The sequence below is a fragment of the Alkalispirochaeta americana genome, assembly GCF_900156105.1.
Lineage (GTDB): Bacteria > Spirochaetota > Spirochaetia > DSM-27196 > Alkalispirochaetaceae > Alkalispirochaeta > Alkalispirochaeta americana.
Genome location: NZ_FTMS01000004.1, coordinates 33,498 through 55,703 on the forward strand (window position 1 = coordinate 33,498; position 22,206 = coordinate 55,703).

18 protein-coding genes are annotated in these 22,206 nt (G+C 58.0%); 4 read left to right on the plus strand and 14 right to left on the minus strand.

The window, feature by feature from the left end; translation table 11 throughout:
- Positions 1 to 2: 2 nt before the first annotated feature.
- Genes BW950_RS03960 through BW950_RS03980 form a run of 5 tightly spaced genes read right to left on the minus strand, consistent with a single transcriptional unit; the run spans position 3 to position 4,708 of the window.
- The gene (locus BW950_RS03960) at positions 3 to 776 is read right to left on the minus strand and encodes an energy transducer TonB (protein ID WP_083943704.1); all 774 of its coding nucleotides are present in this window, start codon (positions 774 to 776) and stop codon (positions 3 to 5) included.
- Between the two features lie 3 nt (positions 777 to 779).
- Positions 780 to 1,241, minus strand: a complete 462-nt coding sequence (locus tag BW950_RS03965) for an ExbD/TolR family protein (RefSeq protein WP_076488000.1) — start codon at positions 1,239 to 1,241, stop codon at positions 780 to 782.
- Positions 1,210 to 1,884, minus strand: a complete 675-nt coding sequence (locus BW950_RS03970; RefSeq protein WP_076488001.1) for a MotA/TolQ/ExbB proton channel family protein — start codon at positions 1,882 to 1,884, stop codon at positions 1,210 to 1,212. The genes BW950_RS03965 and BW950_RS03970 overlap by 32 nt, the downstream gene beginning before the upstream one ends.
- A 19-nt stretch (positions 1,885 to 1,903) precedes the next feature.
- Positions 1,904 to 2,653: an HmuY family protein gene (locus BW950_RS03975; RefSeq protein WP_076488002.1), complete on the minus strand. Its 750-nt coding sequence runs from the start codon at positions 2,651 to 2,653 to the stop codon at positions 1,904 to 1,906.
- Between the two features lie 33 nt (positions 2,654 to 2,686).
- Positions 2,687 to 4,708 (minus strand): TonB-dependent receptor plug domain-containing protein, encoded by a 2,022-nt coding sequence (locus BW950_RS03980; protein WP_076488003.1) that lies wholly within the window; start codon positions 4,706 to 4,708, stop codon positions 2,687 to 2,689.
- A 160-nt stretch (positions 4,709 to 4,868) separates the two neighbouring features.
- On the opposite strand from BW950_RS03980, the gene BW950_RS03985 reads away from it, so the two are divergent.
- Positions 4,869 to 5,684, plus strand: coding sequence for a helix-turn-helix domain-containing protein (locus tag BW950_RS03985; RefSeq protein WP_076488004.1), 816 nt, complete (start codon positions 4,869 to 4,871; stop codon positions 5,682 to 5,684).
- Positions 5,685 to 5,759: 75 nt separating this feature from the next.
- Here the strand turns inward: BW950_RS03985 and BW950_RS03990 are convergent, their stop codons facing one another.
- Genes BW950_RS03990 through BW950_RS04000 form a run of 3 tightly spaced genes read right to left on the minus strand, consistent with a single transcriptional unit; the run spans position 5,760 to position 9,354 of the window.
- Positions 5,760 to 6,116, minus strand: coding sequence for a response regulator (locus BW950_RS03990; RefSeq protein ID WP_076488005.1), 357 nt, complete (start codon positions 6,114 to 6,116; stop codon positions 5,760 to 5,762).
- On the minus strand, positions 6,113 to 6,589 hold the full coding sequence (locus BW950_RS03995) for a chemotaxis protein CheX (RefSeq protein ID WP_076488006.1): 477 nt from the start codon (positions 6,587 to 6,589) through the stop codon (positions 6,113 to 6,115). Before BW950_RS03995 ends, BW950_RS03990 begins: the two co-directional genes overlap by 4 nt.
- Positions 6,586 to 9,354 carry a [Fe-Fe] hydrogenase large subunit C-terminal domain-containing protein gene (locus tag BW950_RS04000; protein ID WP_076488007.1) on the minus strand — a complete coding sequence of 923 codons (2,769 nt, stop codon included), beginning with the start codon at positions 9,352 to 9,354 and terminating at the stop codon, positions 6,586 to 6,588. Before BW950_RS04000 ends, BW950_RS03995 begins: the two co-directional genes overlap by 4 nt.
- A gap of 356 nt (positions 9,355 to 9,710) precedes the next feature.
- Between BW950_RS04000 and BW950_RS04005 the strand changes: the two genes are divergently transcribed.
- Entirely contained in the window at positions 9,711 to 10,970 is a 1,260-nt protein-coding gene (locus BW950_RS04005) for a uracil-xanthine permease family protein (protein WP_083943706.1), read from the plus strand.
- Positions 10,971 to 11,282: 312 nt separating this feature from the next.
- Positions 11,283 to 12,050: a hypothetical protein gene (locus BW950_RS04010; protein WP_076488008.1), complete on the plus strand. Its 768-nt coding sequence runs from the start codon at positions 11,283 to 11,285 to the stop codon at positions 12,048 to 12,050.
- 88 nt (positions 12,051 to 12,138) lie between these two features.
- Here the strand turns inward: BW950_RS04010 and BW950_RS04015 are convergent, their stop codons facing one another.
- Positions 12,139 to 14,250 carry an InlB B-repeat-containing protein gene (locus tag BW950_RS04015; RefSeq protein ID WP_076488009.1) on the minus strand — a complete coding sequence of 704 codons (2,112 nt, stop codon included), beginning with the start codon at positions 14,248 to 14,250 and terminating at the stop codon, positions 12,139 to 12,141.
- A gap of 192 nt (positions 14,251 to 14,442) precedes the next feature.
- Here BW950_RS04015 and BW950_RS04020 point away from each other — a divergent pair, with 192 nt between their 5' ends.
- Complete coding sequence (locus tag BW950_RS04020) at positions 14,443 to 16,152, plus strand: alpha/beta fold hydrolase (RefSeq protein ID WP_076488010.1); 1,710 nt, start codon at positions 14,443 to 14,445, stop codon at positions 16,150 to 16,152.
- Between the two features lie 50 nt (positions 16,153 to 16,202).
- Here BW950_RS04020 and BW950_RS04025 read toward each other — a convergent pair whose 3' ends face one another.
- The 5 genes from BW950_RS04025 to BW950_RS04045 all read right to left on the minus strand — a co-directional run bounded on the left by BW950_RS04025 (position 16,203) and on the right by BW950_RS04045 (position 22,200).
- The gene (locus BW950_RS04025; RefSeq protein WP_076488011.1) at positions 16,203 to 18,302 is read right to left on the minus strand and encodes an HTH domain-containing protein; all 2,100 of its coding nucleotides are present in this window, start codon (positions 18,300 to 18,302) and stop codon (positions 16,203 to 16,205) included.
- Positions 18,303 to 18,306: 4 nt separating this feature from the next.
- On the minus strand, positions 18,307 to 20,028 hold the full coding sequence (gene ptsP / locus BW950_RS04030; RefSeq protein ID WP_076488012.1) for a phosphoenolpyruvate--protein phosphotransferase: 1,722 nt from the start codon (positions 20,026 to 20,028) through the stop codon (positions 18,307 to 18,309).
- A complete protein-coding gene (locus BW950_RS04035) occupies positions 20,025 to 20,315 on the minus strand; it encodes an HPr family phosphocarrier protein (RefSeq protein WP_076488013.1) in 291 nt (96 codons plus the stop codon). Before BW950_RS04035 ends, ptsP begins: the two co-directional genes overlap by 4 nt.
- A gap of 111 nt (positions 20,316 to 20,426) precedes the next feature.
- Entirely contained in the window at positions 20,427 to 21,716 is a 1,290-nt protein-coding gene (locus tag BW950_RS04040) for an alcohol dehydrogenase catalytic domain-containing protein (RefSeq protein ID WP_076488014.1), read from the minus strand.
- 1 nt (position 21,717) lies between these two features.
- The gene (locus BW950_RS04045; protein WP_076488015.1) at positions 21,718 to 22,200 is read right to left on the minus strand and encodes a PTS sugar transporter subunit IIA; all 483 of its coding nucleotides are present in this window, start codon (positions 22,198 to 22,200) and stop codon (positions 21,718 to 21,720) included.
- Positions 22,201 to 22,206 lie beyond the last annotated feature (6 nt).

A 22,206-nucleotide genomic window follows, 5' to 3' on the forward strand; every position in this document is an offset into this window, starting at 1 on the left:
TCTTATATCTCCAGCCGAAAATGAATTGGCACAACAAAGGTGATAATCTCCCTCAAAAACCCTTCGGAAAACTCCGCAAAGGGAGCCGCACGGGTAACCGCCTCCAGGGCGGCCCTGTTCAAGGCAGGATACCGGGAGGGACTGTGAATATCGGGCCCCTCCACGATCGTTCCCGCCGAAGAGAGAGAGAACCGGACCACCACGGTCCCTTCCTGCTCTCTCCGGCGAGCCACCAGGGGATACTGCCGGGCCTTTTCTATCCCTGTCCGGACCTGACCGATGTAGCGCTCCAGAAGATCCTCCCGGGATGGTTCGGGCCCTCTCTGGTCCGGAATATTCCGGGAGGCCTCACCCGGCACGCCATCGGTCTCTTCGGGTTCGATGGAGCCTGCGGACTCACCGGCCCCCTCGGATTCGCTGGCTTCTTCGGTATTTCCGAGGGGCTCTTCTTCCCGATCACGGGAAACATCCGCCTCCTGATCGTAAGGCTCTTCCCGGTCCGGTTTTTCTTCGCTGTCCCGAGTTTCGGGTTTCAGGCTCTCCGGCTCGGGAAGCATCCGGTCGGGTTCTTTGGCAACTCTCTCGGGGAGGTCTCCCCCCGGGGCGGGGATTCGCTCCCGCTCTTCCGGCCAGGATCCCATTGCAAGAGATATTTCCCGAGCTTCTCCCGGAGCAGATTGATCGCCCCGGGAATATCCCGACAAGCCAGCCAGCACCAGGCCGTGAACCACCAGCGAAAAGAGCACCGCGGCCCTTCCTCTTCCACCAAATCTCATCGGTCACCAGATTTCATCACTGCCCGCAGCGTCTCCGGTCCGGTGCGACAAATTGATTCGCTCTATGCCGAACTCCTTCAAGAGATCGATCACGGAAAAGATGACCCCGTAGGCGGCCCCCTCATCACCCCGGATCGAGACCACCGGTGATGCCTCCCCGGGATCATCGCGGAAAGATCCGAACCAGGAAAAAAGAAAGACCTCCAGCGACTCAAGACAGGCCCCCTCGCCGTTCACTCTTAACCGACCCCCGCCATCAACTGTTATGGCGATATCAGGGACCTCCCCCGGGAGGGGCGAATTTTCCCTGGAAAGGGGAAGATTCACGGGCACAGCCGGATCCACAAAGACCGAGGTAAGAACAAAAAAGAGCAGTAGCATGAAGAGCACATCGATGAGAGGTGTCATATCGATGCTCACCGCCTTGGGGTGATCATGATACCTGAACGCTACAAACCGCTTCATAGTCCTCGTCAGACTCCTCCCGGGAGGACTCCCTGTCCCTTTCCTGATCGCTCCTCCTGTCGGTGTCAAAAGAGACGGAACGCCCGAAAAAATCGTTCAGATCATCAATGAAATCCTCCATCCTCTCCGCCCTGCGGCGGGAGAGGCTGTGAAAGATATGAAAAGCCGTCATGGAGGGCACCGCCACCATCAGACCGAAAGCAGTTGTAAACAGCGCAACCCGGATTCCTCCCGCCAGGAAATGAATCTCGGCCCTCCCTCCGCTTGCCTCGATCCCCTGAAAAACACCAATCATCCCCAGCACCGTTCCAAAGAGCCCCATGAGGGGTGCCAGGTGCGCGATCGCCGAGAGCACCCCGAGGCCCCGGTTGAGCTCCCGAATCATGGCGGCGGCCCCCCGAGACACTCGTTTTTCAAGGATTTCCCGGGGCTCATCACGGGATGCGGCGTAGATCGTCGCCAGCCTGGAGAGCTCTCCCCGGCCATCGGCAACGGCGCCATTTCTGCAGTTTCTGATCACCCCTTGCGGGCACTCCATGGAACGGACGAAATAGATCGTCCGTTCCGCAGAGACAGCCAGGGCAAGGACTGAAGAAACCAGGATGGGGTACATGGGCCACCCGCCCTGAATAAACCAATCCATGCGCACTCCTTCCCGGGACCTACTGCAACGCTTTGTACTGCAGCTCGTAGATTCGGGAAGAATCCTCCCCGTTTTCGAGACCCGAAACCTGTACCGCCGAGTAACCGCTTCCGTCACCGTGCCGGACAATGTACACCCGGTTCCTCACGCGAAAATCAGGAGGCATTCCGCCGGCGTTGTAGTAATACTCCTCCTGGTTATACAGAAAGATCGCGCTGAAGGGATCGCTCTCGCTCCCATCGGCGGTACCGTCTGAATGGGGCTCGTTGTCGTACCCCACGTAGGTCATTACATTCATTCGAACCGGGCGGGAACCGCCCATCATCGCTGGGTAGTCGATCCACCGGAGGGCGTCTGTGTTATAGACTCCTGCAAAGGTGGCTCCTGTTACGGAATGGACCTCGTCCAGGCTGGTCTTGCCGGTGTACCACACGCCACCCTCGCCACCGGAGCTGTAATGGTCCGCCGTGGCCCCGCTGTTGGTATAGATAAACCTTCCGCTGTCCAGGGCCAGATCCCACCGGTCGCTGGCGGCAAGGTCCTCATCACCGCTGGCAGAGACGCTCCCCGTTGCAAGGGTGACAAACCGGATGCCACCATCGGGAACTGTCAGGGCCACCGTGCCCTGTGACCGTCGGGAGGAACTGCTGCTCCCGGAATCGAAGGCATCACATCCGGCCAGAACCGTCAGCGCTACCCCAAGCAACCCCACGAGGACACCCTTTCCGAAGGAAGGGACCCCTTCTCTCATCCTGATCACTGCTTTCATTCTGACTCCTTTCGTGGCGACCACACAATTTTTCTAGAAGATCGCCTCAAATCCGATCGTAAAGAGGGGTCCGTAGTAGGGCCCCAGGTTCGAGTTGATGTATCCCGTGATATTCTCCACCGCTGCAAAGATCGAGAGGGCCTGACCAATCTCCTTTGATCCCTGCAGATCAAGGCGGTAACGGTGATCCCCGCTGCTCCCTCTCTCATCAGGGTCCAGAGGAGACCAATAGAGACCGGACAAACGGAACGAGAGTCCCCTGGCAGGATCGTCAAAGCCCCAACGGCCCCGGGCCGTGAGAAAGGGTTCCTCCCGAATCAGGGACGTCTCGCTCCGGTTGTAGGCAAAGAGATACCCCGCTGCTCCCGAGAGGTATCCTCTCCTGCCCAGACCGATTCGGCCCTCCAGGTCCAGACCAGTCCGGAGACTTCGATCCAGGTTTTCTGTGCGGTATATGATCTTCCCGCTCTGGGTATCCTCTTTTCCGGTATCGCGATACATGATCTCCCGGTAGAGCTCGGTGTAGTAGGCGTTGATCTGGAAGAAGAACGTTCCGGCGACGTACTCGAGACCCAGATTCCCCCCCAGACTGTATTCCGGATCAAGGTCGGGATTTCCCGCGATCGTATAGGGCATGGCCGAGATCTGGTTATTGTACAGATAGAGATCGTTGAAATCAGGGGCCCGGTATCCCAGACCCAGACCTCCCAGAAGCCGAAGTTCCTCTGCCAGATAATACATGGCCGCCAGGCGGGGTGCCGCTGCATAGCCGTACCGGGAATCCCGCTCCACCCTCATGCCCAGAACCAGTGAATGCTGCCCCTCGTGATACCATTCCCCCTGCACCACCAGGGCCTGTCCGTTGCGGGAAACCTCTCCGCCCCTTCCTCCCAGGGTGAGGACGTCCCGTTCCATGGTGTTCAGGCTCGCCTCCATGCCAGCCACGACCATCAGGTCATCCTGTATGTCCATGGTGGCGTAGAGGTCTCCCGCAAGAATATTTTCCCGCTCCGTATCGCCCGAGCTCCAGGTTCCAAGAATCCCCGAGTACTGTTCCCGATCCCTTTGGTAATAATGGTTGTAGATCTGACCCTGCCACGATATCCGGTCACCCTGAAAATACTCACCCTTAACAAACCCTTCGACGCGGCTGATATCCTGGCGGCTCAAACTTCCCTGAAAGTTTGTCTGCTCATCGGAACGCAGCGAGAGGAGACTGCCACCAAGCCGGAGGTCTCCCGCCTCGGCCAGAGCCAACCGTGATTCAAATCCCGCCTTGATCCGGCGATATTCGGGAAGGATCGAGCGGGCCCCCCGCTCATCAAGGTAGAGTTCTCCTTTCCCTCCATCGAGGGTTATCCGATTTTCCAGGGGCCCCGCAGAAAAGGTCGCCTGGGCTGCCACGGTCTGCTCCCGAAAGGCCGATGCATCCCCGGAGGAATTATTGTCCCCATCGGGGTCTTTGTACGGAGGAAGCCCGGAATTTCTTACCCGGACGGTAAGAGACCGATCCCCCGAAGGAGGCACGGTGACAACGTTGATCACGCCCCCGATCCCGTCAGATCCGTAGAGAGCCGACTGCGAACCCCGAACGATCTCGATCCGTTCCACGTCACCCACAGGAAGGGTTGCCCCATTCAACCGCCGGGCAACCCGGCCGGGAACCCTTCGTCCATCCACCAGGAACAGAACCCGACTGCCACCCATGCCCTGAATGGTGATGTAGTCCCCCATGGCGTTGGAGGTAAACATCAGGCCATGATCTTCCAGCACATCCGAAACAGTCGAGGCGTTGGATCGCTGAATGTCGTCCCTGCTGATCACTTCGGTAAAGACCGGGGTATCCTTCAGGCGCTTCCTGACCCGCAGCGCGGTAACGGTGATATCATCCAGAACGATATCGTCCGCTTCCATCTCCGGTTCAACCAGGACGATCTCGTGGCGGCCCCGATCTTCTTCCTCCCGAATCTCTTCACCCGCAGTATCACGGACTGAGATGATTGCAAGGCCTATGGTAATCAGGAGAGCCGCTCTCCCCTGTAACAAGTTGATCATAGTCTCTCCAGAACTTACGTAGACATAACTAACTATATTCGTTATACCTAATTTCAGGAGCAATCCTATCTGGTTTCACCAGGCAGGAACTTGTATGAACGCGACAAGTTTCGGGTTTTCTGTCACCCCGGGCGGGTAAGATCCGCAGTGAGATATGAAAATGGAGTATCAAAAATACGAACCCCGGGAGCAGCTCCAGAACTACCTCCGTTATTTCTGGAGTCTTTCCGATTACTCAGCCCAAAACAGGATGGAACGCCTGCTCATGCCCGATACAGACACCTTTCTCTTCATTCACCGCCAGGGGGAATGCTTTGTCGGTCTATCCGAAGAAAAGCAAAACCCTGCTCCTCCTGTCTGGGCATCGACGCCTCTCAGAGAGCCTCTTCGGGTATCCTTCAGCCACATCGGGTTGCTGGTGGGAGTCTGTCTGAAACCGGGAGCAGCCCGTGCGCTGAAGCTCTTTACCCCGGAGCAAGACAAGACCTTCTTCCCGGACCTCTACATCAGGGAGGTGCAACACGAGCACCGAACCATCCTGGAAAGCTGCCTTACCAAGCCCCCTCCGGAGGCCGTGGATCGGATTCAACACTATCTGATGAGCCTGGTAAGCGAATCGTCATCGGACCCCACTGCATTGGCTAATACAGCATTCTTCAAAGAACTGGAAGAAGTTCAGATTCCCGGCAAGCGAGAACTTGCCCGTCTTAGCCGGTGCCAGGGATGCTCCCTGAGAAACCTGGAGCGGGCTTGCAAGGGCTGTACCGGTTACACTCCCCGGGAGTACGCAGCGATCAGGACCTGCGCCAGGGCGCGCCACCTCATCCGAAGCCGCCAGTACACCTCACTCACGGACCTGGCCATCAATCTGGGCTTCTGCGACCAGGCTCACTTTTGCAAGGTCTTTCGCCGCTGGAGCGGCATGAGCCCCGGCAGATACGCCAAGTACTGCGCCAGCGGCGATCAGGCATCCTGAGCCGGTCCCGAACTGCGCCAGCAGCTCGAGGCCGGATCGAAGCAGGATCGGGCAGTTTCAGGGCAGGCTCGGGCGTTACTGAAAAAGCCGGTTCACCGCCTGGAGTACCCGGTCACTCTCGAAGGGCTTGATGATAAAGTCCGAGGCGCCCTTCTGCAGGGCCTCGATCACCTGCCGTTTCTGGCCAACAGCACTGACCATCACAATTTTGGCCTCCGAATCCAGGGCGCGGATCTTTTCCAGAGCGATCACTCCGCTCTGGTGGGGCATGGAGATATCGAGAGTTACAAAATCGGGGCGGTGGTTCTCGTACATCCGCACCGCCTCGGCACCGTCACCTGCCTCGGCCACAATCTGAAAGGCTTCTTCCAGGATATCCCGCAGACGGACCCGCATGATCGCTGCATCGTCGACGATCAACCCGCGTTTCATTGTTCCTCCTGACTACCCAGAATACCGATGTTGATCTCCAGAACCCCCATCTCCGAAAGAAGACGGAGACAGATCGTGGGCACCTCAAGAAAATCAACCTGCAGATCCGATCCGGTAAAAACCGCCGGCGGTGTGATGTGAATGATGTTGTCCTGCCCGGCAAGCTTGATGCTGGCCTGGCCGGTCACCATATTGGCGATCTCCCCCACGGCGCTGTTCACAAGCTTTCGCAGTTCGCTGGGAAGCTTGTTGGGCATCATCACGTGGGCGATATCCTGGGCGAAACTCTGGTCCAGGGAATAGACCACCTGGCCCCGCACCGAGCCGGTTATCCCGATCACGATGGAAACGGGCAGGCCCGGCAGGGGTGCCTCCTTGCGGACCAGGCTCTCCCGGGTCATTTTTATCCCCAGTTCCTTCTGGAATACCGTGACGGCGCTGGTGATAAAGACATTGGCGTACTCAGCTTTCATGATGCCTCCTGAACTCCTTTCTGGAGTGGTATTACGATGGTAAATCGCGATCCTTTTCCGAGGCGGGTCTTGAGAAACAACCGGCCTCCCAAGCCCTTTACTTCCTCCTTCACCGCAGCCAGCCCCACACCGCGGCCCGACACCGCCGAAACCTGGCCAGCCGTGGAAAAGCCACTGCTGAAGACCAATTTCAGCAGGTTCGTGGTATCGAGCTGTGCATCGGCCTGGATCAACCCCTTTTCCCGGGCGATCTTCCCGATCGCCTCTATGTCGAACCCGGCACCATCATCCTCAAAAGAGAGCGAGACGGCCCCCTTCTCCACAGTGCAGCCCAGGGTGATCTGGCCCTGGGCGGGCTTTCCGGCCCGCTCCCGCTGATGAGGCCGCTCGATACCGTGATCCACCATGTTGCGCAGGAGATGCGTGGCGGCGTGGGAGAGGGCTTCGTAGTTTTCCCGGTCCAGCAGGAAATTGTCCCCCTGAAACTGAAGATCTGCCAGTCGCTTTCCCCGGCCCGAGGCCAGATCCTGGGCAAGCCGTCGCAACCGGTCCACCAGGGGAGCAAAGGGGACCATCTGGAGTTTCCTCAGGTGATCGGCCAGAACCCCCGGGTGGAGTTCTCCTTCCTGTAGCTGGTGCTCCAGTTCCAGAAGCTGGAGCCGGGGAATGACCAGGGTTTCATCGGGAGCGATCCATTCAGCCCCCAGGTTTTCCTTCACCATAAAGAGCTCCTGCCGGTACTGCCCCGATAGCTCCTCCAGCCCTTCCTGGACCGACGGCGCGTCGGCGAGGATCATGAAATCGTTCAGGGCATCTTCCAGGGCGTGGGCTGCGGCTTCGGTTTTCCGGAGTTTCAAATAGGCCGCGTTGGCCTTGAAGGTGTGAACCTCCCGCAGTGCTCCTTCCAGAGCGTGGTGCGGTGCCTGATCCAGCCCCCGGGCAACCAGGGCGTTCAGAAGTTCAAAGAGTCGGTCTGCTTCCCGAACCAGGGCGGCAAACTGATCCCTGTTAATTACCACCGCCAGGAGCATCTCCCGAAGCTGGTTTACCCGGGTAATCTGTTCTTCCAGCATCCGTTGTTCTGTCACGTCCACCAGGGAGCACATGATCACTGTGTGATCGATTGCACGATAATCAATCTCGATCTGCTTCTCCCGGATCACCAGCTCTTTGTCCAGAAGACCAAAAACAACATCGGCCGTGGAGGCCCCGTTGAAGATCAGCGCCAGGGCGTCGGCAAGATCCTCCCGGTCCCGGCTGTTATCGTAGAGGAGCGCAGCCAGATTCTCTCCCTCGATCTCCTTCCCGAAAATCTCGTGACACTCCCGGGAGTACTCCGGGCGGACCCGCAGGTCCGACCCGAACGAGAGGAACCCCTGGCCCGAGAAATCGAGCAGGCTCTGAATGGACCGTGTGCGCTGCCGCACGTACTCCTTTTGCTGCTCGATCATCTCCTCCATGGTCCGTTTCTGATCGTCGTGGAGGCGGTTGATCTCTTTTTTCTGGAAGAAGTGGCAGTTTTGAGGGCGGTTGATGCCGTTGAAAATCGCCTTTGCCATGGCGTAGCAGTCGTTGTATCCGCAGGAGGAGCAGTGGTAGATATCCTCCGGGCCATACTTGTGCATCTCCCGCAGGATCTCTTCCATCTCTTCCGGCGAAGGTTCGGAGAGAAGGGCATACTCGCTGCGGTCCTGGTAGGTTCGGTGGTAGAGACCGGGCTCCCAATACTGGTCCACGAGCTGCCTGATCGCCGCCGGGTCGGCGGGGGTACCGCCCGTATGCTCGCGAAGGCGTGCTTCCAGGGGTGCTTCCAGAAGATCGATGGAACGGTTTCCCGAGGTCGTGCCGGGCCCGCCGTTGCACCCCAGGGAGCAGTTCAGACAGTCCACCAGGAGGGGATTGTCTCCCGCCGCCAGGACCTCTTCAAGCTGATTCAGATAGGGATAGACCTGGTCGGGCCCTTCGATCTTTCTGACCCCTTCTGCCACTCCGGGTTTTTCCCGTGCCACCGTCCGCAGAAGTCCTCCGGGAGAGGAAAAGAGAACTCCCCGTTCGGCGGGCGGGCTTGTGTAGGGTTCCCGGTTGTAATCGGCCAGGGATATTCCGGTGTTTTCCAGATAGGTCGCCAGCGAGGCAAAGGTTACGTTGTAGTCGATCAGCCCCGTTTCCTCGAACTCCCGTTTCTTGGCCAGACAGGGCGAGAGCGCGGCGATCCGGTGATCGGCGTAGTCGGGGTAAAACCGGCGGATCATCCTGGCGGTGTGGCCCATGGGGCTCTCCAGAGGAGCAAGATAGGGCAGGAGCTCGGGACGAAGGAGCTCAATGTAGGAGACGATCGCCGGACAGGGTTGGGCCAGGAGCGTTTTTGGCTGCTCCCGCTCCAGATAATCCACGTAGGAGCGAGCCGTGAGTTCTGCACCAAAACTCACATCGAAGACGGCAGCCGCTCCCAGGGAGCGGAGGAATCCGTTCAGGCGCAGATAGTTCCCGGGAAATACCGAGGCTACCGAGGGTGCCACCAGAACCACCAGGGGGATCCGGGCCCGAAGGTCGGCAAAAAATGCCCCGGCCTGATCAAGGGGCGTACGCGCTCCGTGGCGGCATACGGCGATGCAGCTTCCACAGCCGATGCAGGCTTCGTGATTCACGGCAACGGCATCGGCGCTGCCGTTGATACAGTACTTTACCGGACACACCGAGATGCAACGGTGACAGTTGACACACCGTGTGTCATCGGTGGCGATGACAGGGCTCAAGCTTTCCATAACAGGCCACCCCCGCAGGGCCAATAGAGAGATGCACGGAATATATTGTTATCGATACTACTATCACGGCCATAAAAGGATTCCACTTTTTTAGTTGCTTCGATTGTCAGATTCTACCAGTCATCCCGGGTGCCGGCAACTTTTTTCCCCCTTTTGTCCAAAATCTGAACACCTGAAACATGGGGATGTATCAAATTTCGCCCCCAGCGCCAGATCGGACTGGCCGGCGGTCTGGCTGGCGGGCAGGCTGGCGGTCTGGCGGCCAGGAGAGGAAAAGAAGAGGATGGAAAAACTTTTCCTTGCGCCAAAAGGAAAGTGTACGTACCATTGAGGGATCACATCAGAAGGAGCTGACGATGTCCGATAATTCGAATCGACCTGATCCCGGCCAGGAAAAAGACTACGACCTTGAGTTCCGCGAGGGGAGAGACATCTCCGGCCGCTTTTCCACACCCCAGAAGGTACTGATCGGCCTTCAGCACACCATGGCCATGCTGGGCGCCACCGTTCTGGTTCCGGTTATCACCGGTTTGAACGTATCGGCCACCCTTTTTGCCGTTGGTGTGGGTACCCTGATCTTCCATTTCTTCACCAAGGGTCGCGTCCCCGGTTTTCTGGGGTCCTCCTTCGCCTTCATTGCTCCCCTGCTTATCGCTGCCGAGACCTTGAGTCTGCAGCATGCCCAGGCGGGTATCATCGGTGCCGGTATTGTCTACGTCCTGGTGGGGCTCCTGGTTCAGTGGATTGGTCCCGAGCGGGTGGCCAAGGTTTTTCCGCCCATCGTTACCGGGCCGGTCATTATGGTTATCGGACTGGGCCTTGCTCCTGTGGCAATGGGCATGGCCGGTGGTCACTGGGGAGTTGCTGTTCTCACCCTCCTCGCCGCCGTGGGAATCACCATGTTCGGCAAGGGAATCATCAAGGTTGTTCCCATTCTGGGTGGTCTGGTTATCGGGTATATCGCCGCCACTTTTCTGGGGCTGGTTGATTTCAGCGGCATCGCCCAGGCTTCCTTTATCGGGCTTCCCGGCTTTACCCTGCCCAAGTTCAGCCCCCAGGTGCTCCTGATCGTCACCCCTGCGGCGATCGTCTCCGTTATCGAGCATATCGGTGATATCCTGGCTATCGGGAATACCATTGATCGCGATATGAAGACCGATCCCGGTATTGCCCCCACTCTCTACGGAGGCGGTGTGGCCACGATTATCTCGGGTCTGCTCGGTGGTCCCTCGCTCACAACCTACGGCGAGAACATTGGTGTTCTGGCGATCACCCGTGTGCACGCTACCTTTGTGGTGAGTATGGGTGCAATCTGGGCTATCGTTATGGCCTTTATCCCCAAGGTTGAGGCTCTCATTCAGTCGATTCCCGGGCCTGTTATCGGGGGTGTGTCGATCCTGCTCTACGGTATGATCGCCGGGGTTGGTATCCGCACGCTTATCGAGGGCAAGGTGAGTCTTATCAAGCCGCGCAACCTGATTATTGCCAGCGTGATCCTGGTTATCGGCGTGGGCGGCGTGGCTTTCACCGTTGTGGAAGGGCTGGAGCTGAGCGCTATGGTTCTTGCTGCCGTTACCGGTATTATCCTGAACCAGGTTCTTCCCCAGGAGGCGTAACCTCTCTTCTCCAGGCCCGGCACCGGGCTCTTTCTCACACCAGCCGGCAGGAGCGATCCTGCCGGTTTTTTTGTGTCTCCTTTGTGGCTCCCCTGGCAGCGGGGCCAGCTGTATTATATTACCAAAAAAATTATGTATTTTTTTATCTAAAAATCCGGTTTTTCCCGGAGACGGGGATATAGTCTCACTGGGCGTTGCCTCGGTGATCCCGTTTCCGAGAAAAAGATAGACCTGACCAGGAGGGCACAAGCCATGTATCTGTAGCTCTACAAGGATTGAAAACGACAAAAAAACATTTTAAGGGAGATTTTTGTGAAAAACAAAGTATGTAAATCGATTCTTGCTGTTATGTTTACTGCCCTGGCCGTGGTTCTTGTGTCCTGTGATGATCTGGTCAGTAGCAGCAGCAGTTCCAGTTCCAAGGCAAACCCGGGCCACCTGGGAGAGTCTTTTACCCTGCCTGTCGGGGAGATCTGGGGGTGGCCCAGCGAACAAAGCGCTACAATCGAGGCGAGGATTAATATCCCCGGAGGCATGTCCTTCCCTATTACCAGTCGTCCAGAGGTTACCGGGGATTTCCCAGCTATGGAAATCACAGCGCCAGAGGATACGGATGGTATGTCTGTTATATCCGCCATCCTTGATTCCGACGATTTTACTTGGAGTGACCCCGAGGCAAGGATCGCGTTTCTCGAGATAACTGTAGTTGGCTATCAAGAAACCCTGGGGGAGATCTACCGCGAGTACTACGACTGGGAGGAAGACGATGACGGGAATGACATATTCGAGGAGATAATTGATGTTGAATGGTGGTACGTCACTGCCGATACTTCGTTCCGGGGTACCATTGAGGACGACGAGTGCGAGGACGAAGATGAGTGCGAGGACGTTATTCCTCTTGTTGTGAACCTGGACCTCCGACAAGGATGGAACCGCGTGGTTACTCGTTTTTACGCGTCCGACTCCAGGGAAGAAGCAACCATGACGGTCGGAGCCGAACCGGCGGGGGTCTACTGGGAATACTGGGAACACGATGACGATGACGATGACGATGACGAAGGAAACGGCGACATAGACTAGCCGCGCCTTCCCTCCAATGCCCTGGCCTCGGGGAGGGGAAAGCCCTCCCCGAGACCGGGACCCGTTGACTCCGTCCGCTGCCAGAATATCAGAAGCGGCGGACGGGGCGGACTCGCGGACTGTTAGTACCGCCATTGCTCCGCGATCTGGTTCCTGCCTGAGGTGTCACGGATGCTGAGTCAGACACATGAACGAAAAAGGCATTACCGTTCATGTCTCCATGTCCATATCCGCCATTATACGTGGTAGAAGTCCAGTATTGGCGAGTTGCGCCAGAACCGAATCTCATTCCTGCGATTTCCCATACTGATGTTCCCGCAGAATTGCGGGCATTTGCTATTTCAATTAACTCGGACGCTGATGGCAAGTACCAGACCGCATTCAGATCTGTAATAGTGGTTGGTTTGAGTCCCCCAATGTCTGATTCTCGTGCTTGTCTTGCTACCGTCTCACTACCATGACCAGAACCTGCCCAAGCGATGATTTCTGCCGTGGAAGGTCGGCCACCGCCTAACACATCGAGCGTCTTAAGGAGGTCGAACTTTCCATGGGCTGCGTTGCCTGACCCAGGGTCTGTAGTAAAAACGGTTTGCCAATCTGTTCCTGATGATAACCAACCCGGATTAGGATTTGGGTTCTGGACCGTATCCTCAGGTTCTTCGACTGGTGCCACAGCAAGAAAACGCCAGTTTGTGCTTTCATTTGTGATAGACGCTTCAACAAGCTCATTGCTTTGGGGCTGTGTTCTCTGAGGCTCGCTGCCCCCAAGGATATGGAAGATAATGCCTTGATTGCCTGGCAGTACTTCACCAATTTCATACTGCGGAATCCAGCCAGCATACAGTGTCAGAGGTCCCGTCACAGAGTCGATGGTGAACGAATCCGAGCTATTTGCTCCAGTGGAAACCTTGTTCGAGACAAAGAATTCCGGTGCATCACCCTGCTCGGTAAACCAGCCACCAAAAACGTCGTGCTGGGCGCGAGCTGTACTAATCCCCGGAGCCTCAATAACCATGGCTACGCCGTCGGCGGTCACATTCGTAAGAATCGTAGTTTGAACGTGCTGAGAAAGGCCAGCCAGAGAACCTCCATTGGGATCGAACGTAATTCCCGTCTGCCACTGGGCGTACAGAGTGGTATCTGCTGTAGCATTGGTAAACCAGTCGTCTCCGCTGTAATCTGGATCGAAAAACCAGTCGTTGGCGAAGGTCAGGTTACCCCGCGTGGGTTCAGGTAGCTGTGTCTCACTGCTCATGCCCCACCAGCCAACGTTGTTGGCAATCGGTATATCAGCAAATGCGTCGCGAGTTACCACACCACTGGACATGGTTCCACCGTTGGCATCGAAGGTTATGGTGTACACCTGTCGTGGCGTGTAGGTAATGCTCACTGGGCGCAGACCCGCAACTGGACCAGACCCGTTGGCAGCGAAGGTTGCTAAATATTCACCTCCATTATTGAACACAAACTGCCACACTGCGGGAGTCCCGGCAGGGGGGCTATTGGCGTTTCTGGAGTAGGAAACGGTTTCACTTTTCCATTCCCAGACGCGCTGGTTGGAGCTCACCGTCCACGGAGCCGAAAGGGCATCCTGAAAGTAGGCCGTGCGCTCAAAGGGAAGTACGTCACGAAGGTGCATCACTGGTCCATCAACCGTCCTCGTTCCGGTTCCTGGTTCGACAAAGGTCACCTGCGCGGCAATGTTGTCAAACTCCGGCAGCCAGCGGATATAGAGGGTAGTATTTTCGTTAAAGGTCGCCTCGAAGCCTGGAAGATACCAGCCATCATCGGGCTCTGAAGAGCTTGGATTCATTATGCGTTCATACTGTGAACTATAGGGCTCTGTCGACCAGCCCGAAGCATGGTAGGTCAATGCCCCCCCTCCCGGACCAGGCCCTGTTGCCGTAAAGCCGATCCCCTGATCAAGCCGAAGGGGAACGCCGGCGGTTGCCGCAATGGGTGCCGGGGCAGAGTGGCTGGTAGAAAGTGTCATACCCTCGCCGGCATCCGTATCCAGCACAAAGGTTATGGTGATGGGTGTTGGCGCCACATCCCCTACAAGATCAGTCGTCCCTCCGGAACGTGTGCTGGAGCCCATGGGGTTGGCGCATCCAGCCAGAACTGCAGCAAGAACGATCGTTGCCGGGATGAGATAGCGCACCATGGCGTGTCCTGTCTGCTGAAATCTTCCTGTGGTCATAAAATCTGTCTCCTTCAATCAGACGAAATAGTCTGTAATTGAAAATTCCACAGAGTCGGACGCAGGACATCTACCATATGGTATAAAAGCATATAATTTTACTCAGGAATTCGCCGAATGCCCCGAATCACGGCCGGAACTGTCACGAAAACCTCCCCCGGGGGTCAGGGGTTTTAGTATATTATCCGGGAAATGCTTATCGGGACCCCGGGATCTTCGCAGGACACCACCTCCGGACAGGGGAGTTCACCACGCCTTAAGGCGCTGGTGCGCGCCGTGGCTGACGGTACGGAAGAGTTCGAGCGCCTCTCGCGTGAGCTGCTGCCGCTCCTGCAAAGCACCAGCGAGTTGCCGGCCCATATCGCGCTTGAGCTCTCCACCGCGCTCATAGAGCTGGAGGCAGATAGCTCAGCAGATGATCAGTTGTACGCCCTGGTGAACAATCACGGTGCTGCAGCACTGGCACTGGCCAGGTCCGGTCAGATCCTGGCGGCCAACGCCCCGGCATCGGCCTTGTTCGGCCTCGCAATTGGCGACGGCTTAAGCGCCCTGCAGATTAGCAGAGACGATTTCGACCGCTTTGCCCGGCGTCTTGCAACAGCACCCGGGGCGAGCCTTATTAAGGCCTTCCGCGCCACACCAGCCTCACGCAACCTTCCGGTCCTCTTTTCCGGCACCTACAGCCCCGGATATCAGGCTTTTCTCCTCAGGGCACTCCAGAACTACTGGCCCGATTCGGTGGATCACGCCCTGGCGGAGCTCTTTGGCCTCTCGGCGAGCGAGCGTGAAGTTCTCAGGGGCCTCTCCTGGGGACAGACAAGCGAACAGATTGCGGCACAGCGCTTCCGCTCTACCGGGACAGTACGGCAGCAGGTCAAGAGCATTTTGCAGAAACTTGGAGCAGACACCCAGCTGGAGGCCGCAACCATGGCGGCTGCAGCCGCTGCTACCGCTGCGGCCCACGAAGAGCCGGGGGGCGGCACCAGTGGCCCCTTGCCCCAAAACTCCCGGGAGTTCCCCCTGGAGCTGGGCAGTTTTCTCCGCGACGGCCGGCCTGTGGGGTACCGCCGCTTTGGCGACCCCTCCGGAAAGACGGTCATCCTCTTTCATGGCCCCTCCTTCGGTGCCGGTGAGTATGCTGCGGACAGACGGTGGGCCCGCGAAAACCGCCTGGATATCCATGCTGTGGAACGACCCGGTTACGGACGAACCCAGGTTCCTTCCAAAGACGAGGATATCCTGAGCTGTCATATCAGGGATCTTCAGGCGTATCTCGGGCAGTCAGCAATCACGCCGGTGGCTCTTCTGGCACATGAAGTGGGCCTCATCCCGGCTCTCGCGTGGCTTCACCGATACCCCGGACACCTGCGCTGCCTTCTCGGGGTGTCCGCAGCCCCCCCTTTCAGGGAACTGGAGCAGATTAATGCCATGCCGGAGCACCAGGCGATCTTCCTTCAGGCAGCGCGGCAGGCTCCGTGGCTGGCCCGTCTCATGACCAGGCTCCTCACCATCCGCACCCGGCGCCTGGGCGTAGAGCGCTGGACCGATGTTATCTTCAAGGGGCTGGAACCGGACGCAGCCGTAATGAAACGTCCTGGTCTTCGTTCCGGCATCATTGGAAGCTACAGCTTCTACCTCAATCAACTCGGGGCCGGGTTCGAGCTGGATCTGCGCATGATGCTGGACGATTGGAGCCCCCTTGTTTCCGGTTTACCGATGCCCACGCTTCTCATGCACGGTGATCACAACCCCACAACTCCTCTCAACTACCTGGAAATCTTCCGGAGGCTCAACCCCGCCGTCTGCATAGAACCGGTCGACGGCGCGGGGCTCACACTGGCCGTCTCGCATCCGGAGCTGATTTACCGGCGGCTTGCCGGGTTGCTCGAAATCCGGGGGTAATCCAGGAGAGATACCGCCTCTGTCAGGTATCAGGCATCAGGTATCAGGCATCAGGGAAGCAGAGCCCGACGACCGAAGAGGCTCAAAAGCGCTGTCTGGATCTCCGCACGATCACTGTGGATGAGATGGTGAGCGAACCCCGGGTGATCGCTCAGCGCGACTACCAACTCGGACAGGACCTGCGTCTGTGGCGCAGGAGTTGATGGCGGTGCCACAAGGACCAGCACGGTCGGAAGAGTCGCCCCGCACCGTAGTACGCCTGCCCGGGGTTCCGGGACGCCCTTCGATCTACAGTGCAGTATTTGAATATTATACTCCTCGAAAACGAGACTCCCGTAGGACTCGCGCCGTTCGAAATCCGCCTGGAGTTGTTGTGGATCGCAATCTCCCCGACGGGTAAGATATTCAACGGCAACCACAGTTGCATCAGCATTTGCCGGCAACTCCGCCACGAAGAATCCGTAAACCATGTTCATGATGGTTGGCAGCGAGAGCGCCGCCGAATCAAAAGCGCCACTGCCCTTGGGTGGCCCCGGGGGAGATGCGGGTCCGGGGGTGTCAGATGATTTCGGGGATATCACCCGACGGCCAAGCCCGCGCACCGCTTCTGCTATGGTCTCCCGAAGCTGTTGCGGGGATGTATCACCGGTCACAACAATACCTGGAGTGTCACCGATCTCTACAGGAAAAGTGGAGATCACCAGATCATATCCGGTCGAGATTTCTTCAGCTTGCAGGCGGCCCGCCCAGCGGGTATCAACGAGAGCACCCGGAGGTAAGAGCTCACGAGTGATAGCGGCCAGATACGACGACATTCCCAACCCTTCGTAACACATGATCTTCACCCGGAGATCCGCCGAACGCCTCCGGCGAAGTCCCGAGAGTTTCGCAGATAAGGCGAACCCGGCCTCGCCTAGTTCGTTAGCCAGCAAAGCGCGAAGGTGCGGCGCCCCGGAGAGCATCCCGCCAAACTCACGGAGCACCTCATCCAGGAGCAATCCATAGTCATCCCGCTCGTTTGGTAACTGTTCCAGCTCGACCAAATCAGCATTGGAAAACTCGCTCCATCGAGGTATGCCCAGGGAAACACGCCGCACAGCCGCCGCAATACTCATGCGCAGATAGTTCAACAGCGAGCGGTCGTCGTGTAACCAGAGGTGTTCACGTTGCTCTACGGCGGTAAGTGTCCGTTCCAGGACCGCATCCACACCGGGACCTATGCTCCCGGTCACCACACTTACCTCGATGTCCGGGATCTCGGCAGCCTCAGCAGCTGAAAGAAGGCGGCCGAGAACCTCAATTTCGCCACCGGGGGTCGGTCCTCCCAGCATATCCCCAAAGGCGGCGGTCGCCGCAATCCTGGCTGCATCAAGAAAAAGTTGCGGGGTTTCTATCTGAGATTGCGGGATCCCTGTTACAGGTCCCAACTCCGGGAGCCTGCGTCTGACGACATACATGTAACCGTACACGAGGCTGGAGAAGGAGGGGGCAAATCGAAATCCGCAGGACTCTTCCGCAGCTGCGATTCCCCGCATGATTTGTCCCGCAGGGTTGTATATCCCCAGGGATGAAAGCAAACGCCCGGCCGCTGTTCGTTCCTGTTTTACCCTCCCATAATCCCCCCGTTTCGTCTCCCGCACGACCAGGTTGCGCGGGAATATCCGGGGAAAGACGGAAAGAAAGAGCATTCGCGCCCGATACTCGTCACACTCCAGCCGAACGCCCACACCCTTCTGGCGTCCGATACCGACACCGGGGGCCAAGTGTGGCTCCAGAACAGAGAGGTCGGAACTAACCGAGGAGTCACTGACCATAAGCGAGTGCGCAAGTTCCGAGATCTTGATCCATCTTCCCGAGGCGATCAGATATAGAAGGATAAGGAAGGGGCGCCGACTTGCGACACCGGCGCGAGCTGGATGATCTGCAACGCCCGGCGAGAAATCACCCGGAAGCGCATCAATCAGCCGCACGCCGTACCCGCGCCGCCGCTCGAGACGGATCCCGCGTAGCGCAAGGCTTCTTTCCAGACGCTCGATATCACGGTGAATGGTTCGCACCCCGGCGCCGGTTATTTCGGCAATCCGCTCAATGGTGATGTAGTCCGTTTCGCCAGAGAGCAGCTGCAGAATGAGCGGAAACCGGTCCTCCATACTGCTACTCCCAGGGCCATTGCACTGCGGCCGTCAATTCTGCGGCGTGGGCCGCTGCCACTGCTGCCTCAGACGCCCCGAGGAGCTTCTCTGTGAGTGCCTGCAGCTGGTGCGAACTCACCTGTGCAATTGTGGCCTTGATCTCTGGAATAGCGTCGATCCCGGAACTCAGCTGATCGACACCCAGCGCAAGCAAAGCTATGGCGGAGTCGGGACGGCTTGCCATATCACCACAGACGCTCACCGATACCCCCGCAGCGTGACTCTGCACAACGACCTGGTTGATGGCTGCGAGAACAGCCGGATGAAACTCCTGATACAGCCTGGCAACGCCGGCATTACCCCGATCCACTGCCAGAATGTACTGTGTTAAATCATTGGTACCGATGCTTACAAAATCCACCAGCGGCAGGAGATGGTGCAGCGCCAGCACCGATGCCGGAGTCTCCACCATGATTCCAATCTGAAGATCACCCTGCACCTGCTCACGCACTGTGCGAACCTCCCCGGGGGAGATCACCATGGGAATCATCAGTTTAACCGGATGTCCTTCGTCCGCACAGTCTGCTATTGCCGCGACCTGCGCGTGCAACTGCTCCGGTCGCTCCATCAAAAACCGGATACCCCGTTCGCCCAGGTAAGGATTATCCTCTGCTTTTTGCCCGGCGTAGGGCAAGGGCTTGTCTGCTCCGCAGTCCAGGAGGCGGATTGTCACCCCATGCGGAGACAGGGCCTCACAGATTCCGCCATACTCGACACGCTGGTCATCGCGGCTTGGGTAGCCGGTGCATCGCATGAAGAAGAACTCACTCCGTACCAACCCGGATCCTTCCGCACCAATCTCGCGAGCCGCCTCGGCCTCTGCAATACTGCCAACGTTGGCGGACAGCATTACCGCACGGCCGTCTGCGGTTGCGGCCGGGTGCTCTTTGCTCCAGAGCCGTCTGTGCTCAACAAAACGCCGTGATGCGGCAGCCCGAGATCTGAAATCATGGAGGATCTGCCTATCCCTGTGCTCGTCGAGGGCGGTCCAGACCTCACCCCGGTCCCCATCTACTGCGACGAGCTCATGGCCCTTTATCCGGCTCAGCAATCCTGAAACACCGGTAACGCACGGGATGGCCAGGGAGCGTGCGAGAATCGCTGCGTGTGATGTCCGCCCTCCCTTAACCGTGACCAGCGCCGCGACCTTGCCCAGATCAAGCCGCGCCGTTGCCGAGGGGCTGAGCTCATCAGCGATAATCACGCTTTCCTCGACCAGGTCAGTCGAGCCTGCAATTTCACCGAAATGAATTGCTTCGGCCAGCCGCCGGCCGATGTCACGAATATCCGAGGCCCGCTGACGGAAATATTCGGATTCAAGTTCCTCAAACTCCCTGGCTGTTGCCTCACAGAAGGCGTGAACCGCGGCCTCGGCAGGCCGGATTCGCGCGGACAGAAGTTCCTCAACACCTTCCTCAAGGTCCTCACTCCCAAGGATCTCAAGGTGTCCTTCAAAGATAGCTGCCTCGTCGTCTCCGGCAGTGGCGCGCACATTTTCGGTTAGTTCCCTGTAGTAGGCCAGCGCCGCTTCCCGTCCCTGGAGAAAGCGCTGTCGCTCTTCTTCACGCATCCGGGTCTGGCAGGCGCCGGAGCCCGGGTCTGGCTCTGGCGGGACTTCCCGTTCAACCAGCACCACCGCGCGCCCGACACCCACACCGGCCGAGGCGGGGATACCTTTCATCATGATGTCTCACCCATGGTTCCCTCACCGCCCTGGCCTGTGCCGAGCAGAAGAGCCCGAACCGCCTCCATTGCCTGCTGTTCATCCTCACCATTGACCGCGAGGGTTACGGTATCTCCCTGCACAACGCCCAGCTTCATGATCTTGAGCAGGCTCGTGCCGGTAGCAGTTTTCTCACCTTTGGTAATGGTGATGAGGGAGTCAAATCCTTTTGCCAATTTCACAAACTGATTGGCTGGTCTGGTATGAAGCCCTTCCTCAGTGACCACTTGTACGGTTTCTTCGATCACGATTCTCTCTCCCTTGGAGTCGGCCCCGGGCCGATGATCCCGCTCGCCCTCCCGGGCAATCAGCGCTCTCGCCGTCGGTATGGCCCCAAAGCCGACGATCCTGCGATTTACCTATCTACATTTTTCCTCGATTGCCGGCGCGTTTGCCAGCAGCCATCGCTCGGCTTCACCGCTCCAGAGGCCGTCGGCGCTCGAGACGAGTTGCGCCAGGGGCTCGTACCAGCGATCCCCGGCAGCGATCTGATCAAGTTCATCGAGTGCAACCAGCGGCAGATACACCCCCGGATAGACCAGCTTCTTTCCTCCGGGAAGGGTATCAAGGTTCAATGTCGCACCGGGCACCGCGTTGAGGCCACCAACATGAGTGACCAGTGCCTGGGGCCGGGTGAGTCCCTTTTCCAGCAGTTCCAGAGCTTCCTTCTCATCATCCACGGTTCCACCGGTTGTTCCAATGATGTGATGCTCCAGGTAGTGTACCCCGTAATAGTTCAACTTCGCACAAAAGGCCGTGTCGGTGGGGCCTGCAAAAAAGCTGAGACAGCCGTTGAAGCCCAGGAGACGATCAGCCTGCTCGAGCAACTCCACAACCGGCACCATCACCAGGATGTCGTCATAGCCATCCCCGCCCGAAATTCTCCGCAACTCCCGTTCGGCCGCCTCCGGCGTGCCATCATCAACGGTAGAGGGATTCACAAAGAAGAGGCTGATACCCCGATCCGCCGCAACCGGCTGGAATATCCGCCTGGCACGGCTCAGCCTGTCCTGGTCAAGGTCCGTCACCACCAGTTTGGCCGGACGCTGGGGGCCGCTTAATGCGTAATCAATTGCCGCCAGGCCCATGGGGCCACCGCCCCCGAGAATTGCCATGGAACCGCCGGTGCGTATGCCCATGTAATGGTTATGGCTGCTGCGGTCCGTTCGGAACAGCCCTCGTGCCGCACCAATGACACAGGAGTACGGTTCTGCCAGGGCTGCCCGGAAGTGATCGGACACGGTGTGCGGTAACAGGCAATCAACTTCCATGAGCTCTCGGGGAAGTATCATGTACGTGGCATCACCACCACAGAACTCGTAGGAGTATCCGGGAGAATCCATGCTTCCCCGATAGTTCAGGGCGGGCTGGATGGTGAAACGCTGTCCGGCTTCATACTTGTTCTTCCACGCCGCTCCAACCTCAACCAGTTCACCGGCGAGTTCATGCCCCAAAAGAACAGGATGCTCCGAGAGGTTTTCCGGCACGCGCTTGTGATCCGAAGCAAGCGTTGCGGCCTTAAGCGTGCTCATGCAGAGACTGTCGGCGTATACCCGGACCAGGATTTCGTCCTCCCTGATCGGGGGCAGTTCAAAGGCCTCAACCCGTATATCCTTCTTCCCGTAGAGACGGGCTCCAAAGCTTCTCATATCACAGTTCCCCCGCTTCAAAGGCTCGTTCGAAATCGCGCAAAACAGAGATGGCCGCCTCAACCGTAGGAGCCCCACGCAGTCTTGCTACATAACTTTCACTGTCACAAAGCTCGGCCACCTGGGGCACTACCTCTTCGTTGTGGTCTTCCCTGCTGATTGCTCCCGCAAAAATAAGAAGATCTACCGGATCGTTCTCGGGGTCTCCAAAGCTCACGGGCTGAGCCAGAGTGACCACGGCGTATCCGGTCTTACGGACACCCTCTTCCGGCTTGGCATGCGGCATGGCGATGCCGGGAGCCAGGACGTAGTAGGGTCCTATCTTCTTGTGATTATCAACCATCGCATCAATGTATGACTGCTCAACGAGACCGGCGCTCTTCATCATCTCACCGCCAAGCCGCACGGCAGCCTCCCAATCGGAGGTTGCCTGCCTGACGGCGATGGTCCTGGTTGCTATGACGCGTTCAACAAATCCTGCCATTCCCGC

Excerpts from the sequence above, each read along its gene's own strand:
- BW950_RS03960 (WP_083943704.1), bottom strand. The coding sequence starts at position 776 with ATGAGATTTGGTGGAAGAGGAAGGGCCGCGGTGCTCTTTTCGCTGGTG.
- BW950_RS03965 (WP_076488000.1), bottom strand. The coding sequence starts at position 1,241 with ATGAAGCGGTTTGTAGCGTTCAGGTATCATGATCACCCCAAGGCGGTG.
- BW950_RS03970 (WP_076488001.1), bottom strand. The coding sequence starts at position 1,884 with ATGGATTGGTTTATTCAGGGCGGGTGGCCCATGTACCCCATCCTGGTT.
- BW950_RS03975 (WP_076488002.1), bottom strand. The coding sequence starts at position 2,653 with ATGAAAGCAGTGATCAGGATGAGAGAAGGGGTCCCTTCCTTCGGAAAG.
- BW950_RS03980 (WP_076488003.1), bottom strand. The coding sequence starts at position 4,708 with ATGATCAACTTGTTACAGGGGAGAGCGGCTCTCCTGATTACCATAGGC.
- BW950_RS03985 (WP_076488004.1), top strand. The coding sequence starts at position 4,869 with ATGGAGTATCAAAAATACGAACCCCGGGAGCAGCTCCAGAACTACCTC.
- BW950_RS03990 (WP_076488005.1), bottom strand. The coding sequence starts at position 6,116 with ATGAAACGCGGGTTGATCGTCGACGATGCAGCGATCATGCGGGTCCGT.
- BW950_RS03995 (WP_076488006.1), bottom strand. The coding sequence starts at position 6,589 with ATGAAAGCTGAGTACGCCAATGTCTTTATCACCAGCGCCGTCACGGTA.
- BW950_RS04000 (WP_076488007.1), bottom strand. The coding sequence starts at position 9,354 with ATGGAAAGCTTGAGCCCTGTCATCGCCACCGATGACACACGGTGTGTC.
- BW950_RS04005 (WP_083943706.1), top strand. The coding sequence starts at position 9,711 with ATGTCCGATAATTCGAATCGACCTGATCCCGGCCAGGAAAAAGACTAC.
- BW950_RS04015 (WP_076488009.1), bottom strand. The coding sequence starts at position 14,250 with ATGACCACAGGAAGATTTCAGCAGACAGGACACGCCATGGTGCGCTAT.
- BW950_RS04020 (WP_076488010.1), top strand. The coding sequence starts at position 14,443 with ATGCTTATCGGGACCCCGGGATCTTCGCAGGACACCACCTCCGGACAG.
- BW950_RS04025 (WP_076488011.1), bottom strand. The coding sequence starts at position 18,302 with ATGGAGGACCGGTTTCCGCTCATTCTGCAGCTGCTCTCTGGCGAAACG.
- ptsP (WP_076488012.1), bottom strand. The coding sequence starts at position 20,028 with ATGATGAAAGGTATCCCCGCCTCGGCCGGTGTGGGTGTCGGGCGCGCG.
- BW950_RS04040 (WP_076488014.1), bottom strand. The coding sequence starts at position 21,716 with ATGAGAAGCTTTGGAGCCCGTCTCTACGGGAAGAAGGATATACGGGTT.
- BW950_RS04045 (WP_076488015.1), bottom strand. The coding sequence starts at position 22,200 with ATGGCAGGATTTGTTGAACGCGTCATAGCAACCAGGACCATCGCCGTC.